Origin of the sequence: Campylobacter showae (assembly GCF_900573985.1) — a bacterium.
Taxonomy (GTDB): domain Bacteria; phylum Campylobacterota; class Campylobacteria; order Campylobacterales; family Campylobacteraceae; genus Campylobacter_A; species Campylobacter_A showae_E.
This window is the reverse complement of sequence record NZ_UWOK01000001.1, coordinates 1,570,455-1,585,647: the sequence shown is the minus strand read 5'-3', so window position 1 is coordinate 1,585,647 and position 15,193 is coordinate 1,570,455. Positions and strand designations below refer to the sequence as shown.

The following is a 15,193-nucleotide window of genomic DNA, read 5'->3' as shown; positions in this document are numbered from 1 at the left end:
AATGATGATATTTCATAAAAATTTTCTCGCAGACGAGCTTGCGAAGTGGCGAGAAGAAGGGCTGATAAGCGACGAGGTGGCACGCAAGATAGCGGCTAGATACGATATAGATTTATCGGGCGCAAACGAGCGGCGAAGCTTTATACTAAAGCTCGTAGCGTATCTGTTTTTGGCGCTTTCGCTATTTACTTTGGTCGGCGCAAACTGGGAAGAGTTGCCGCGCGCGCTAAGGCTGATCATCGTGCTTGGCATACTTGCGGCGGTAAATTTTAGCGGAGTTTGGGCACAGAAAAACGGCAAAGAGACGCAGGCTACGACGCTGTTTTTTCTGGGTAACTTTTGCTACGGCGCGGCGATCGTTTTAGTCGCGCAAATTTACCATCTAGGCGAGCGTATGCCTAACGGCGTGCTGCTGTGGGCGGTCGGAGCTTTGGCGCTCGGGCTTGCTACGCGCAAGTCCATCATCACGCTACAGGCTCTTGTTTTGGGGCTTGTTTGGTTTTTGATGGAGTTTGAGTTTAGCGGCGTTTCGCACGGATTTTTGCTGTTTATAGTAGCTTCGGCTGCGGTGCTTTGGCGCGATGATTCGCGGCTACTTACGGGCGCGCTTTTTGCGAGCGTGTTTGCTTATATCGTTTCTTTCGTGCTTTACGAGAGGTATTTTCTAGCTGATTTGCGCGTGGACGACGCGTTTTATGGCGTTCATTTTTTTGCTCTTAGCTACTGCTTGCTCGCCGTTTGCGTTTCGTTTTTATTTGAGAGGGCGGGCAAATTTGAACTCGCGTTTTACCTTAAAAACATCGGTATCGTCTGCGGTGCGGGCATCTTGTGCTTTGATATGTCGCTTTACGAGGATTTGCATTTTTCGCGTCCGTGGTCTTACGGTGCCCAGAACTACGAAAATGTTTTAAACGGGGTTACGTTTTTAAAAAGCGTGTTTGGAGCTCTATTTGCCGCATTTTGCGCGGTATCTTTGGGGCTTGCGTTTTACTTTAAAAAATATGCCGCCGCAACAGTCGGAGCGCTTTTACTGGCGCTACCGTTTATCTTAGACGCGTTTGCGGGCTACGAGGAGGGCGTGTTTTCGCTCATCGGCGTTTGCGTCGCGGTCGCTCTTATCAAGCAAAATAATATGAAATTTGGCATCGCGCTCATCTTTTGGGTGGCGTTCGTGCGATATGTCGATCTGGTTGGCGATTACGTCAGTGCTAGCGCGCTGTTTTTGGTATTTGCGCTGGTGGTGCTCGGCGTGTCTAGGATCTCTAAAAAAAGGAGCGCGAGATGAAACTAAAGCTGATTTTTGCCACCGCGGTATTTCAAATTTTAGCCGTGATCGCGATGCTTGCGTATGCGTATGCGCCGATATATTTTGGCAAAGAGATCTTGCTGCAAACTACGCTTTACGATCCGCGCGATATGTTTCGCGGCGATTACGTGCATCTTAGCTACGGCTTTGCGGGCGTTTACGAGCTGGACAAAAGAGACTCGAATTTGAGCAAAAGACAGCAGCTGCACGGCACAAAAATTTACGCCGTTTTAAAGCAGGACAAAGACGGCAAATATAAATTTGATAGATATAGCTTCGAGCGGCCTAGCGGCGGTACGTTTTTAGCGGGCAGGGTTGATTATAATACCGCAAATTTCGGCATCGAGGCCTTTTTCATGCCGCCTAAAAAGGCGCAGCATATGGAGCGAGATATGATGGAGTTTAACGCCACCGCCGTCATCAGCGTGATGGATAACGGCAAAGCTCGTATCAAAGATATCGTGCTAGAAAAACCAAACGCGGGCGAGTCTCGCGGACATTAAATTTATCGGCAAAGAGGGCTAAATTTGACTAGGCTAATCTGAAGTTAAATTTAGCCTGAGCCGTCAAATTTGACGCGACTCAAATTTGAGTCAAATTTTAACCCCTCGCCGCTATCATAAAAATCTCAAAATATAAATAAAACGCAACGAAATAATATCCGCAAGGTATGAAACTAAAGCGGGATTTTAACATCTAAGAGTATAATAATCCCAAAAAATTGCTAAGGAGAAATAAAATGTGTAAAGATTGCGGATGCTCGCTGGGCGGGCACGATCACGCCCACACTCACGCGGACGGTACGACTCACTCGCACGCTCACGATCACGGCGCCGAGCACGGACACGGCGCGGCTCACGAGCATAGTCACGGCCACGCGCACCCTGCGCTAAACGAGAGCAAAACGGTCGAGGTGATAACGAAAATTTTATCCCAAAACGACGAAGAGGCGGCGCACAACCGCGTGCATTTGGATGAGCACGGGATTTTATGCGTAAATCTCATGAGCAGCCCCGGCAGCGGAAAAACCACGCTTCTTGAAGCCACGATAAAAAGCGGTAAATTTAAAATCGGCGTCGTCGAAGGCGATCTAGAAACCAACCAAGACGCCGACCGCATAATAAAAGCAGGCGGCAAAGCCCATCAGATCACGACCGGGCAGGCATGTCATCTCGATGCCTTTATGGTGCACGAGGGGCTTCATCATCTGCCGCTAGAGGGCCTTGATATAGTTTTTGTTGAAAACGTCGGCAACCTCGTTTGCCCGGCTAGCTACGACGTGGGCTCGCACTTTAACGTCGTGCTGCTCTCGGTACCTGAAGGCGACGACAAGGTAGCTAAATACCCAGTCATGTTTCGCGCCGCCGATCTCATCGTGATAACCAAAACTTCGCTGTTGCCGCATTTTGAATTTGACGTAAAAAAAGTCGTCAAAGAGGCTCGCAAACTAAATCCAAAAGTTGATGTCATCGAGCTTGACGCAAAAACGGGCGAGGGTATGGAGAAGTGGCTAAATTTCTTAAAATTTAAAAAAGAGCTAAGATAATGTGCCTCTCAATCCCGTCAAAAGTGGTCTCAATCGACGAAGATAACGTCGCTATCGTAGAGACGCTAGGCGTGAGTCGCCGCGTGAGCCTTGATCTTATCGCCGAGCCCGTAGCCGTGGGCGAATACGTACTCATCCACGTCGGCTACGCGATGGAAAAAATCGATACGAAATTTGCGCTAGAAAGCATCGAAATCTACCGCCAAATCGCCAAAGATATGCAAAGCGGCCAGATCGGCGCGGACGAAGGCGACGCGGGACTAAGCGCCATGCAAGAGGCGGCAAACGAGCCTGACGCAAAGGAAAAAGCGTGAATCTAATCAATGACTTTCGCGATAAAGAGCTTATTTTAGCGCTTTCAAAACTCATAAAAAAAGAGAGCATAAAACCGCTAAATATCATGGAAATTTGCGGCGGACACACGCACTCGATCATGAAATTTGGCCTGCCGCAGCTAGTGGGCGAACATATAAATTTCGTCCACGGCCCCGGCTGTCCTGTGTGCGTGATGCCAAGAAGCCGCATCGACGAAGCTATCAAGCTAGCCCAGATGCCCAGCACTATCCTGTGCACTCTAGCCGATATGCTAAGAGTCCCGGGCTCAAACACCAGCCTGCAAAAGCTGCGCGGCGAAGGTTGCGACATCAGAGCACTATATAGTCCGCTAGACTGTATCAAAATCGCGCGCGAAAATCCCGAAAAGAGCGTGATATTTTTTGCGATCGGGTTTGAGACGACGACGCCTATGAGCGCAAATTTGGTGCAAAAGACGCTAGAACTCGGGCTAAAAAATCTATTTTTCCATATAAATCACGTTACGGTCCCGGCACCCGTGCGAGCGATCCTAAATGATAAAGACGTAAAGATCGACGCGTTTTTGGGACCTAGCCATGTGAGTGTGATCACGGGATACGGCATTTACGAGAGCATCGCAGCCGAGTATAAAAAACCTATCGCGGTTAGCGGATTTGAGCCGCTTGATCTGATGGACGGCATCCTAAACCTCGTCCGCCAGCAAAACGCGGGCACGCACGAGGTCTATAACGAATACGCAAGAGTCGTCACGCGCGAGGGCAATCAAAAAGCAAAGGCGCTCATAGAGGAGTTTTTCGAACCGTGCGATTTTTCGTGGCGCGGTCTTGGCGTGATCGCGCAAAGCGGTATGAAGCTGCGCCCCGAGTACGCCGAGCTTGACGCGAGGGTCAAATTTGACTGTAGCGTGCAAAGCAAAGGCGAGAGCAAGGCCTGTATCTGCCCTGAAATTTTACGCGGGCGAGCAAAGCCTTTTGACTGCAAAATTTTCGCCAAAGCCTGCACGCCAAAAACCCCGGTGGGCTCGTGCATGGTCTCGAGCGAAGGCGCATGCGCGGCATACTACAAATACGGCGACGTCAAAAGCGCGGGCTAAGAGGAGGCAAATTTGAGCAAGATAATGCTAAGCCACGGCGGCGGCGGCGAGGAAATGAACTCGCTCATAAACGAGACGATTTTTAGGATATTCGATAATGAAATTTTACGAGAGAGCAACGATAGCGCGATACTAAATTTTAGCGATTTTCGCACAGACAAAAATGCTGGCGACTCGGCAAATTCGGCGCCCAAATTTAACGGCAAACTTGCCTTTAGCACCGATAGTTTCGTGGTTACGCCGATATTTTTTAACGGCGGCGACATCGGCAAGATTGCAGCATGCGGCACGATAAACGACCTAGCTATGGTGGGTGCTGAGGCAAAGTACCTAAGCTGTGCGCTCATCGTTGAGGAGGGGCTGGAAATAGCCGAGCTAGAGCGCGTGCTAGGCTCGCTAGCCGCCGTCGCTCGCGAAAGCGGCGTGCAAATCGTCTGCGGCGATACCAAGGTCGTACCGCGCGGCAAATGCGATAAAATTTTTATCAACACGAGCGGTATCGGCGAGATCATCTGCGAGGGCGTGGAGCTAAAAAGCCTGCGCGCGGGCGCTAAGATCCTGATCTCGGGCGACGTGGGCAGGCACGGCGCGGTGGTGCTGGCTAGCCGCGAGGAGCTTGATCTGCAAAGCGAGCTAAAAAGCGACTGCAAGGCGCTAGTGGGCGCGGTAAAGGCACTGATAGAAGGCGGCGTAAAGCCTCTTTGTATGCGCGACGCAACGCGCGGCGGACTCTCGGCGGTGCTAAACGAATGGGCGAAATTTAGCGGCCTAGACATCCTCTTGCGCGAGGAGGATATCAAGGTCAGCGACGAAGTGACGGGTGTTTGCGAGCTATTTGGCTTTGAGCCTTATGAGCTAGCTAACGAGGGCACCTTTGTGCTAGCCGTCGATGAAAAAGACGAGGCGCGCACACTTGAGATTTTACGCAAATTTGACACTAATGCAGCTTTGATCGGCGAGATTTTGGGCGCCGCAAACGGCCGCGTCATCTTGCAAAACGCATACGGCTCGAAGCGCTTTTTAGAAGCGCCAAAGGGCGAGCTATTGCCTCGAATATGCTAGGCACAGCAATGGATAGATCAAATTTAATCTCATTGACTTTTGAGGCTCAAACAACACGAGAGCGGGCTCGCAAAATTTATCAAATTTACGTCATGGGCGCGTCCGTGCAAATAAAACCCGCTCCGTTTGCAAGCGAGGCAAGTCGATGCACGAACTAAGCATAGTGCAAAGCCTAGTCGCGCTTTGCGAGAAAAACGCCGCCGCAAACGGCGCGAAAGAGGTCGTGCGCCTTGAGGTGCGTATCGGGCGGCTAAGCGGCGTCGAGCCTCACTATCTAGAAAGCGCGTTTGAGGTTTATAAAGCGGGCACGATCTGCGAAAATGCCGAGCTTGCAATCATCGTGCAAAACGTCGCCGTGGAGTGCAAAAGCTGCGGCTTTAGCGGCGAGCTTAGCGAAAACGACTTTACTTGCCCGGTTTGCGGTTCACAGGAGCTCGAGGTCACGGGCGGCGAGGATATGCACCTCATGCGCCTTGAGATGCGGTGATTTTGCCGCAAATTTTAGCTCAAATTCGCTGCTTAAATTTGAGCGATTTTTAAAATTTGTTTCCAAAAATGCGGCAAATTTGACGAAACACTATTGATTTGCCCCCTAAAACGCGCCTAGATAAATTTAAAAATAAGCCAAATGCCTAAATATTCATTTGAAACTATCGAGCAAATGCTGCTAAATTGCGTAGCCGATGGCGGAGAGCCCGAGCTTAGCTTTTGCCTGCGCGGCGAGGAATACATGATCATCGCTTATGCCGATCGCTGCTCGTTTCAAAGGTGCTCGGACGAGCTTGGCACAAACGCGAGCGGCGAGCGGTATTTCTCCACGCTACGAGAACTCTACATCGCGCCGCAGATAGACGGACGCTCGCTAGAGGAGCTTTGGAGCGAGGCCGATAAGTTTTACTGCTTTGATTTTGAACTGTGAGATTTTATCCGGCGGCGTAGGCAAAATGCGCGGATAAATTTGAACTAAATAAATTTGAACTAAATAAATTTGAACTAAATAAATTTGAACTAAATAAATTTGAACTAAATAAATTTGAACTAAATAAATTTGAACTAAATAAATTTGAACTAAATAAATTTGAACTAAATAAATTTGAACTAAATAAATTTGAACTAAATAAATTTGAACTAAATAAATTTGAAAGGAAATAAATGGCTTCTGCTTGGAATTACAGCGCGAAAGAGTGCAGCGCGGACGATAAATTTAGCGCGGAATTTGAAGGTTATGAGATAGCCATGGGCGCGCCGAGTTTGGGCGAGCTACGGCTTTACGCGAGCGCTGAGGCACAAGGTTTAAATTTGAAGCACGAAGAAAGCGAGCGCGAAAACGTAAAATTTAGCCAAAGCGGCGAGATTGAGCAAATTTTACTTAGCGAGCAGGCTACGGCGTGTTTTACGTTTTCGGACGATTCGCGGTTTTTGGCGTTTGCCGAGTGGGCGGCCGATATAATGCAGCTCGTAAAGGTTCTGCGGCTAGCGGACATGAGCCTAAAAACCGTTGACGGACTCCAAAGAGTTGTGGAGTTTTTATCTTTTAGGGATGGTTTGCTGGAGATTTTGGACTCGCCGATTTTTATGCCCGAAAGCTTTTGGCTGGACGTCCATGAGCTTTTTGACGATGAGATCAAAAGCTAAATTTGACGCCGTAAAACGCCCGAGCCGCTAGCGATAAAATTTAACGATAAACCGCAATCTAGGCAAGATAGCGCCGAGCGTTAAAGCTAGTCGTAAATTTGTAAAAAGCATACAAAAATCTACGGTCGGCGCGCTAATTTTATAGGGGTCGTTTTTTTGTCTTGAGCGCGTTTGGCGCGTCTGCGTACTACATCTATGCCTGGTTTATCTTGCTAGCCTTGGCGCCGTTTTTATCAAATTTGACGCGGGCGCGATTTTGGCTTTGCGGCACCAAATATCGCAGCGACGTTTGGCGTTTTGCTCGTGATTTTAGCGGTTTTAGCAAAGATTACAAATTTATGAAAACCGCAGCGAGTCTAGTCTATTTTAATGGCGAAATTTTTGCTATGCGGTTATTGACACTGCGATTTTGGGCTTTGTTTTCGATTCGGTTTTTGCCGTATTTAGGTATGGCACTCATGCTTGCAGTTTAAAAATAGCAAAGAGCGCAAATTTGATTAAATTTGCCAGGAACCCGCGAACGCCTTGCACAGGCGATCGGCGCGGGTTTTCAAATTTGGCTTTATTTAACCCGCAAACTAGCGGCGCATACGCCCGGAAGCTCGTCAAATTTACTCAAATATCAAAAACGGCGCTTCAAGTACGTTTCTGATTATCTTAAACGGCGAGAGCAGCGCGTCTTGCAGGATTTGCGTCGAGTACTGCGGCTTTTGCAGAGTTCCGCGTACCTTGATGACGGTTGATAGCGTGCGGTCTTTGCCCAGCACGATCTGATTTATGAGCGGGATTTTATCGATGATGGAGCTAGCGTCCTTTAGTAGCTTTAGCTCCAGATCCACGTCGATCTCTTTGGTTGCGAGATTTATCGTGCCGTGACCGCCGATATCGGCGCTCGAGCTTTCTAGCTCGATGGCTAGAAATTTTAATACATCGCCTTTTTTCTCAAATAAAATTTTGCCAAATTTCACGGGATACCCGTCTGCGCCGAAGTCCGGCGTCTTAAACACGAGCAGGGACGGCACGGAGTTTAAAAACGTCAGAAGCTGGTTGTAAAACGTATAGTCTTTTAGCGTGGCGCCGATTAGTCTCACTTCACCCTTAAAATCATCGGTGCTGCCGCCTAAAACGCGCATTTTAAAGCTGCCGCCCTCAAAGCTTTTGATGTTAAAAATCGAGTTGATAAACTCGCCTCTGATGTCGTTTGCCCACATTTCAAATTTTTTGTCCGATTTTATGAGCGAAAAGTTGCCGCGAGCGGGCTTTGCGTCAAATCTCACCGTCCCGCCCGCACTCTGACCGCTGTAGGCTAGCAGGTCTAGAGTCGCGTTAAAGTCGTTTAAAATCAGCTTCGAGCCCTTAGCCTCAAACTCGATGTCGCCATCTTTGTCGGTCAAATTTTCATCTCCGCTAAGCGCCAGATCGAGCTCCTTTATAAAAAGCTCCGTCTTGCCGCCCGCGATTTTGAAATTTAGACCGCCGCTTTTGCTTTTGCCCGCTGCGCCTTTTGCGTTTACGTCGATGGTAAAGCTATCAGCGTCATACGGCGAGCCGTCTTTTTTAAGTAGCGGCGTTTCAAATTTGACGCCGTTAGCCTCTATGCTAAGATTTTCAAAATCTTTGGTTTTTATATTTACGCCGCCATCAGTGATTTGCAGGCTTTTTAGCAGCGGCGAGTAGGGCAGTAGATCGCGCGAGTCTGGTAAATTTATCTCGTTTTGCGCGCCGAATCTTAAACCCACGGCGGCGGGCGAAGCGATGTCTAGCTTTGTATCCTTGCCGCTAAAATCAAGCCTAGCCGCAAACGGCGTCGCGCCTAGTTTTAAAATTTCGCTCTTGCCGAAGGCTAAATTTAGCCCCTTTAGCGTGCCGTTTATGTCGCCTGCGAGCTTGCCTAGATCGAGATTTACTGCCGCATCCGCGCTAAAAAAATCCATCCCCGTGTTTTTTGCATTTACCATTAGCTTGTCGTTTAAAAGCTCGACGTCTGCGGTATCTACGTTAAATTTAGCTCCAGCGATCAGGGTCTGTCCGCCGGTGATCTTAAATTTGCCCTTAGGCGTCACTTCTAGCGGATCAAATTTGATATCAAGCGCGAGTTTGGCGTCTGTTTTGCCGCTTAGCTGCTCAACGGGAACTTCGATATCGTAGGCCTTTAGTATGGAGTTTACGCTTTTGTCGTAGAGGGCCGAGGTTTGCAGATTTAGCGTGAGTCCCGCCCCTTTTTCCTCGAAAATTTTATAGATTTCAAGAGTGCTTCCGTTTAGATTTTTGCCCTGCCATTTTGGATTTTTTAGCGTAAAAAATAGCGAGCCTTTTTTTAGCTCGACGTCGACTCCTTCTGCGGTCGCAGCGGGCAACTTTTCGTGAAATTTAACCTTTACGTTTTTAGAAAAACCCTGCGCGCTAAGCTCGTTTAGATAGGGTTCTTGCTTGTCTAAGTTAAATCTGCCCCGAAGCGATTTTACGAAATAGTTATCCGCCGTGATGTAGCCGTAGATCCAGTTTTTTATCTCTTTATCTAGCCCCGTTTTTGCGCCCAGCTCGTCCATAAAGCCCCTTAGGCTAGTCGCGTTTATGTCGCTTAGTTCGTATTTTATCTCGCCTTTTTTGAGATTTACGGTAGCGTTTCCGTTTAGCTCGTGGCTTGAAAACGTACCGTTAAAATCGTAAATTTGGCGCCTCAAATCGGCATTGCTAACGCCGCTTAAGGTGATGTTAAAGTCCTTAAACTCGAGTAGATAAACGTTTGCGGTTATGCCGTCTTCGGTATCTTTGAAATTTGAGCTAACCGCTAAAAACGGACTATCTAGATAAAAAACGTCGTCTCTGTAAAATAGCGTGGACTCGCTGTTTAAAAATTTGACGCGCTCGAGTAAGATTTCGTCAAACAGCCTATCGATCCAGACGATGTTTTTGGATAGATCTAGTAGCGCGTCCTCAGAGCTATCCTTGGCGCTTTGTTTGGGTATCTCTATATTTTTCGCGCGTAAAATTATTTTTTTATCGAGTTTTATATATAATTGCTCTATTTTAAAGTCGCCCGTGTCGATATTTTCTATCTCGACGCCGTGTTTTAGGACGGCTATAAAAATGACGAATATCAAAACCGCGGGGATCAAAATGCGCCAAATTTTCTTCATTATCAGCGAGATGATTTTCATATTTTTTCTGAGCTTTCTTGTTTATCTTAGCCGCCCGGTGAGCGTGAGCGAGGTCATTTTCGTGCCTCAGGGCAGTACGCTTGCGATTATATCATATCTAAGCGAAAAAAATACGGACGCAAATAAATTTGACGCCGTGATCTTGCGCGCTATGGGGCATGTGCAAGCAGGCTGGATAGACCTGGACGCGACAAAGCTTAGCAAGCTTGATTTTTTATATAAGCTCACGACCGCAAAGGCGGCTCTAACGCAAATAACGCTGATTCCCGGCGAAACGACGGCCGTATTTTTGCAAGAGGTCGCAAAAAAGCTAAATTTGAGCGAGGCGAAGCTAAATGAATTTTACGCCAAATTTGCTCCGCTAGAGGACGGCTTTTTGGTGCCTGAGACCTATAAAGTGCCCCTTGGCGTAAACGAAGAGCAGCTAGCGGCGCACCTCGTAAATTTATCTAAAAAATCCCACGAAAAAACGGCTACTGAGTTGCTTGGAAACTACGACGAAAAGCGCTGGAGCGAGTATCTCGTGACGGCCTCGGTCGTGCAAAAGGAGGCTGCAAACGAGGATGAGATGCCTCTTGTGGCATCCGTCATCCAAAACCGCCTAAAAAAGGGTATGAAGCTACAAATGGACGGCACGCTAAACTACGGGCTCTACTCACACGAGACGGTCACGGCTGAACGCATACGAAGCGATAAGAGTAAATTTAACACCTATCTAAACGAAGGCCTGCCGCCAAGTCCCGTCTGCACCGTTGGGATAGCTGCGATCAGGGCGGCGATAAGGCCTGCACAGAGCGAGTTTTTATACTTCGTGCGAGATAAAAAGACGGGTAAGCATAAATTTAGCGTAACCTACGATGAACATGTAGGCGCGATAAATTCCCAAAAATAGTCCGCCAAAAGGCGTTTTAATATAAATTTGGATAAGATTTTGCGAAATTTAATTAGGAGAAAAGATGAGCGACATCGTCTATACTAGAACCGACGAATCCCCGCTGCTTGCTAGCTACTCGCTGTTTCCGATCCTGCAGGCATTTTTGCGCGCGGGCGGCATAGAGATAGAGCAGGCCGACATAGGGCTAGCCGCGCGGATCATCGCCGCTTTTAACGACAAGCTGCCGCCTGATCTGCGTGTGAGCGACGATCTGGAGATGCTGCGAAATTTGACGCAAGAAAAGCGCGCGAATATCATCAAGCTACCAAACATCTCGGCTAGCTTGCCTCAGCTAAACGCCGCTATCACGGAGCTGCGCGCGAAAGGCTACGATCTGCCGCCATGCCCGTCCGAGCCAAAAACTCTAGAGGAAAAAGACGCGGCCGCTAGATACGCCAAAGTGCTAGGAAGTGCTGTAAATCCGGTGCTGCGCGAAGGCAACTCAGACCGCAGATGCGTCGGTGCGGTAAAACGCTACGCCCGCGAAAATCCATATAAAATCACCCCTTTTGAAAAAGATAGCAAAACAGAAGTCGCCTATATGAAGGGCGGCGATTTTTACTCATCCGAGCGCTCGATTAGCTTTGAAACGGATGAAAATTTGCGCGTCGAGTTTGTCTCAAAAAGCGGCGAAAAACGCGTGCTAAAAGAAAATTTAGCCGTAGAAAAAGGCGATATAATCGACGCTAGCTTTATGAGCGCGCGAGAGCTAGACGCCTTTATAAAAGAGCAAATCGCGGACGCGAAAGCAAAAAATTTGCTCTTTAGCGTCCATCTAAAAGCCTCGATGATGAAGGTGAGCGATCCCGTGATTTTCGGGCATTTCGTAAAGATTTTTTTCGCTGAAGTTTTTGAAGAGTTTGCAGACGAGCTAAAAAGCGTAAACGTCAGCGAAAACAACGGGCTAAAAGACCTTTTTTCGCGGATTTTAAATTTACCGCAAGCTACGCAGGAAAAAGTCAAGGCCAAATTTGATGAAATTTACGCCGTAAGGCCAAATTTAGCGATGGTAAACTCGGCTGCCGGCATCACGAATTTACACGTGCCTAGCGACGTTATCATCGACGCTTCGATGCCCGCGATGATAAAAAACGGCGGCAAAATGTGGGATAAAGAGGGCATAGCCAGGGAAACCAAAGCCGTGATACCCGATAAAACCTACGCCGTCGTTTATGAGGCCGCGGTCGCGGATATCAAGGCAAACGGCGCGCTAGATCCTGCTAAAATGGGCAGCGTCTCAAATGTCGGACTAATGGCTAAAAAGGCCGAGGAGTACGGTAGTCACGATAAAACCTTTGTAATGAGCGAAGCGGGCGAGGCGCGCGTGGTAAATGAAAAAGGCGAAATTTTATTTAAATTTGAGCTAGAAAAAGGCGATATATTTAGAATGACGCAAACTAAAGACGTCGCCGTGCGAAACTGGGTCGAGCTAGCGCTAAAACGCGCGAAAATCACGGGACAAAAGGCGATATTTTGGCTGGATGAAAACAGGGCTCACGACCGAGAAATCCTAAAAAAAGTAAAAGCGCAGCTAGCTAGCGTGGATGCGAGCGGGCTTGATATAGAGATCCTCTCTCCCGCGGCCGCTTGCAAAAAATCGCTTGAGATCATCAGACGCGGCGATGACTGTATTAGCGTCACGGGGAACGTCTTGCGCGACTATCTGACCGATCTTTTTCCGATATTGGAGCTTGAAACCAGCGCCAAGATGCTCTCTATCGTGCCGCTACTAGAGGGCGGAAGTATCTTTGAGACGGGAGCCGGAGGCAGCGCGCCAAGGCTCGCCGAGCAGCTATTGGAGCAAAATCACCTAAGCTGGGATAGCTTGGGCGAGTTTTTGGCTCTGGGCGCTAGTCTTGAGCAGTTAGCCGGCTTTAAGCAAAGCCCCGAGGCGCAAATTTTAGCAGACGCCCTAAATGCGGCCGTAGAACGCTATCTAAAAGAAAACAAGGTCCCGCGGTTTGAAGTGGGGCAGCTAGATACGCGCGCGAGTCATTTTTATATCGCGCTTTACTGGGCGAGCGAGCTTGCCGCTAGCGGTACGCAGCTAGGCGATAAATTTAAACTCGTCGCCCAAAATCTCGCGCAAAACGAGAGCGCGATAGTGGCCCAAATAAACGCGGCGCAAGGACGCAAGGTCGATCTCGGCGGATACTATAAGCCGGATGATAAAAAGGCGAGCGCGGCGATGAGGCCGAGCGCGACGTTTAATCAAATTTTGCAAAATCAAATTTTATAAAAAAGGAAAAAAATGAAAATTTCAGTTATCGGAGCCGGAAACGTAGGCGCGAGTGCGGCTAGCGCCATTTTGCTAAGAGGCATCGCAGACGATATTGCGCTGGTGGATATATTTGGCGACGTGGCGCGCGCAAAGGCGATCGATCTATCTCAGAGCGCGGCGGTTTTCGGTCTGGACGTGAGCGTTGCCGGCGGTGATGATTTTGAGCTAGTTAAGGATAGCGACATCGTGGTCGTAACAGCCGGAAGCCCTAGAAAAGAGGGGCAAACCAGAGAAGATCTGCTACTAAAAAACGCCAGCATCGTAAAAGGCACGGTGGAAAAAATCGCCAAATTTGCCCCAAACTGCGTCATCATAAACGTAACTAACCCGCTTGACGCGCTCACGTATCTAGTCTATAAAACGAGCGGTTTTGATAAAAGCAGGGTGCTAGGAATGGCGGGCGAGCTGGACTCGGCGCGCCTAAAATACGAGATCTCTCAAAAAACAGGACTAAAAAACAGCGCATTTAGCGCGCATATCATAGGCTCTCACAACGACGATACGGTCGCACTACAAAGCAACGTGAACGTGGATTTGGGCGGCGAATTTGACGCGGTAGCGCAGGAGGCCAAAACTGGCGGCGCAAAGATAGTGAAGCTACTTGGTACGTCGGCGTATTACGCTCCTGGCGCGGCTGCGGCCAAGATGTGCGAGGCGATAAAAACCGGCAGCGAACAGTGGTTAAGCTGCTGCGTGATAGAGGGCGAGTGCGCGGGCGGTAGGCTCGTGAAGCTAGGCAAGGGCGGCGTGCGCGAGATCAAGCAGCCAAGCGCGGAGGAAAAGGCGGCGCTTGAAAAAGGCGAATCACAAACGGCTGTAAATATCAAATTTTTAAAAGAAAGCGGGGTAATCGCGTAGCCGATGTTTGTAAATTATAAAATTAAAATTTACGCCCTACTTTTAGCGACTTTTATGTCCGGGTGCGCTACGGTTTCGTCAAGCGCTCATAAAAATACGATGCTAACAAAGCAAAGTCAAATCCAAGCTACGGCTTCATTAGAAAAGAATAAGATCCAAAGCTGGGGAAGCAAGACGTTTCAAGGTAAAATCGGCGACCGTCTCGATACAAAAGAGACGGCCCTGCTTAATCTCCTGCAAGGATATATAGGTAAAAGAGACGGCGGCGACTGCTCTGGCTTTGTGACGCTTATAAATAAAAAATTTAACCGAGACTTTTTCGACGAAAAGGAACTTGATAAATTTTACACCAAGCGCGGACTAAAAAGCGAAGCGATGTTTAAGCTCTACGAGAGTAAAAATCTGATCGCCTTTGACGATCCGAAAGTTGGGGATTTGATATTTTTCACCAACACGACTAGAAGTACGAAAAATAACAAAAAAGCCAAAATCATCACTCATGTAGGTATAGTAAGTAGCGTCGAAAAAGACGGTACCGTGGGTTTTACGCATAATGCAAGAGGTAAAAATATGGTGGATTTTATGAATCTAAAAAATAAAAATACCCGCAAAAAAGGTAAAAAAGAGCTAAATTCCTACGTCGTATCTTGCAAAAATAACAACTTATCGTGTCTTGCGTCAAATAGATTTGCAGGATTTGGTAAAGCAGGCGTAAGGAGAAACTAAGTTTAGTTATTTATGCTTATCGCTTCAAATTTACCGCCGTATCCGTTAAATCGTGGTCATTTTTACGGATCGGCGGCAGTAAATTTAACTTCTAAATTTACTACATGCCAAATTGCGTAATAGCCGTTAAATTTGAACCAAAAATCCTAAGTATCAAGAACGGCATATCCGCTAGGGCGTTTCAAATTTGCTCGTTTTCATGCAAAAAATCTCCAAATTTTATTTTACTATCCGATTTAAATACCAAATTTAACTTAAATGCTATAAAATTATCGT

Annotated in this window: 14 protein-coding genes; 13 read left to right on the top strand and 1 reads right to left on the bottom strand. The window is 47.9% G+C overall.

The window, feature by feature from the left end:
- The first annotated feature begins 1 nt into the window (after position 1).
- From EE116_RS08000 to EE116_RS07960, 9 genes are all read left to right on the top strand, one after another.
- Positions 2-1,285: a DUF2157 domain-containing protein gene (locus EE116_RS08000; protein ID WP_122873961.1), complete on the top strand. Its 1,284-nt coding sequence runs from the start codon at positions 2-4 to the stop codon at positions 1,283-1,285.
- A complete protein-coding gene (locus EE116_RS07995; RefSeq protein WP_122873960.1) occupies positions 1,282-1,809 on the top strand; it encodes a GDYXXLXY domain-containing protein in 528 nt (175 codons plus the stop codon). The genes EE116_RS08000 and EE116_RS07995 overlap by 4 nt, the downstream gene beginning before the upstream one ends.
- A gap of 236 nt (positions 1,810-2,045) precedes the next feature.
- The gene (gene hypB, locus EE116_RS07990) at positions 2,046-2,852 is read left to right on the top strand and encodes a hydrogenase nickel incorporation protein HypB (RefSeq protein ID WP_122873959.1); all 807 of its coding nucleotides are present in this window, start codon (positions 2,046-2,048) and stop codon (positions 2,850-2,852) included.
- A complete protein-coding gene (locus tag EE116_RS07985) occupies positions 2,852-3,166 on the top strand; it encodes a HypC/HybG/HupF family hydrogenase formation chaperone (RefSeq protein WP_122873958.1) in 315 nt (104 codons plus the stop codon). The genes hypB and EE116_RS07985 overlap by 1 nt, the downstream gene beginning before the upstream one ends.
- Complete coding sequence (hypD, locus tag EE116_RS07980; protein WP_122873957.1) at positions 3,163-4,260, top strand: hydrogenase formation protein HypD; 1,098 nt, start codon at positions 3,163-3,165, stop codon at positions 4,258-4,260. Before EE116_RS07985 ends, hypD begins: the two co-directional genes overlap by 4 nt.
- Before the next feature lie 12 nt (positions 4,261-4,272).
- Complete coding sequence (hypE, locus tag EE116_RS07975; protein WP_122873956.1) at positions 4,273-5,322, top strand: hydrogenase expression/formation protein HypE; 1,050 nt, start codon at positions 4,273-4,275, stop codon at positions 5,320-5,322.
- 145 nt (positions 5,323-5,467) lie between these two features.
- Positions 5,468-5,809, top strand: coding sequence for a hydrogenase maturation nickel metallochaperone HypA (gene hypA / locus EE116_RS07970; RefSeq protein ID WP_122873955.1), 342 nt, complete (start codon positions 5,468-5,470; stop codon positions 5,807-5,809).
- A 141-nt stretch (positions 5,810-5,950) separates the two neighbouring features.
- Positions 5,951-6,241 (top strand): hypothetical protein, encoded by a 291-nt coding sequence (locus EE116_RS07965; protein ID WP_122873954.1) that lies wholly within the window; start codon positions 5,951-5,953, stop codon positions 6,239-6,241.
- Positions 6,242-6,474: 233 nt separating this feature from the next.
- Positions 6,475-6,957 carry a flagellar protein gene (locus EE116_RS07960; RefSeq protein WP_122873953.1) on the top strand — a complete coding sequence of 161 codons (483 nt, stop codon included), beginning with the start codon at positions 6,475-6,477 and terminating at the stop codon, positions 6,955-6,957.
- Positions 6,958-7,568: 611 nt separating this feature from the next.
- Here the strand turns inward: EE116_RS07960 and EE116_RS07950 are convergent.
- Positions 7,569-10,118, bottom strand: coding sequence for a YhdP family protein (locus EE116_RS07950; RefSeq protein ID WP_122873951.1), 2,550 nt, complete (start codon positions 10,116-10,118; stop codon positions 7,569-7,571).
- On the opposite strand from EE116_RS07950, the gene mltG reads away from it, so the two are divergent.
- The 4 genes from mltG (at position 10,048) to EE116_RS07930 (ending at position 14,917) form a co-directional block, all read left to right on the top strand.
- On the top strand, positions 10,048-11,010 hold the full coding sequence (gene mltG / locus EE116_RS07945) for an endolytic transglycosylase MltG (RefSeq protein ID WP_206159246.1): 963 nt from the start codon (positions 10,048-10,050) through the stop codon (positions 11,008-11,010). The genes EE116_RS07950 and mltG overlap by 71 nt on opposite strands.
- Positions 11,011-11,074: 64 nt before the next feature.
- Positions 11,075-13,291, top strand: a complete 2,217-nt coding sequence (locus EE116_RS07940; RefSeq protein WP_122873949.1) for an NADP-dependent isocitrate dehydrogenase — start codon at positions 11,075-11,077, stop codon at positions 13,289-13,291.
- A gap of 12 nt (positions 13,292-13,303) precedes the next feature.
- A complete protein-coding gene (locus EE116_RS07935) occupies positions 13,304-14,191 on the top strand; it encodes a lactate/malate family dehydrogenase (RefSeq protein ID WP_122873948.1) in 888 nt (295 codons plus the stop codon).
- Positions 14,192-14,245: 54 nt separating this feature from the next.
- The gene (locus EE116_RS07930; RefSeq protein ID WP_241091666.1) at positions 14,246-14,917 is read left to right on the top strand and encodes an NlpC/P60 family protein; all 672 of its coding nucleotides are present in this window, start codon (positions 14,246-14,248) and stop codon (positions 14,915-14,917) included.
- Positions 14,918-15,193 lie beyond the last annotated feature (276 nt).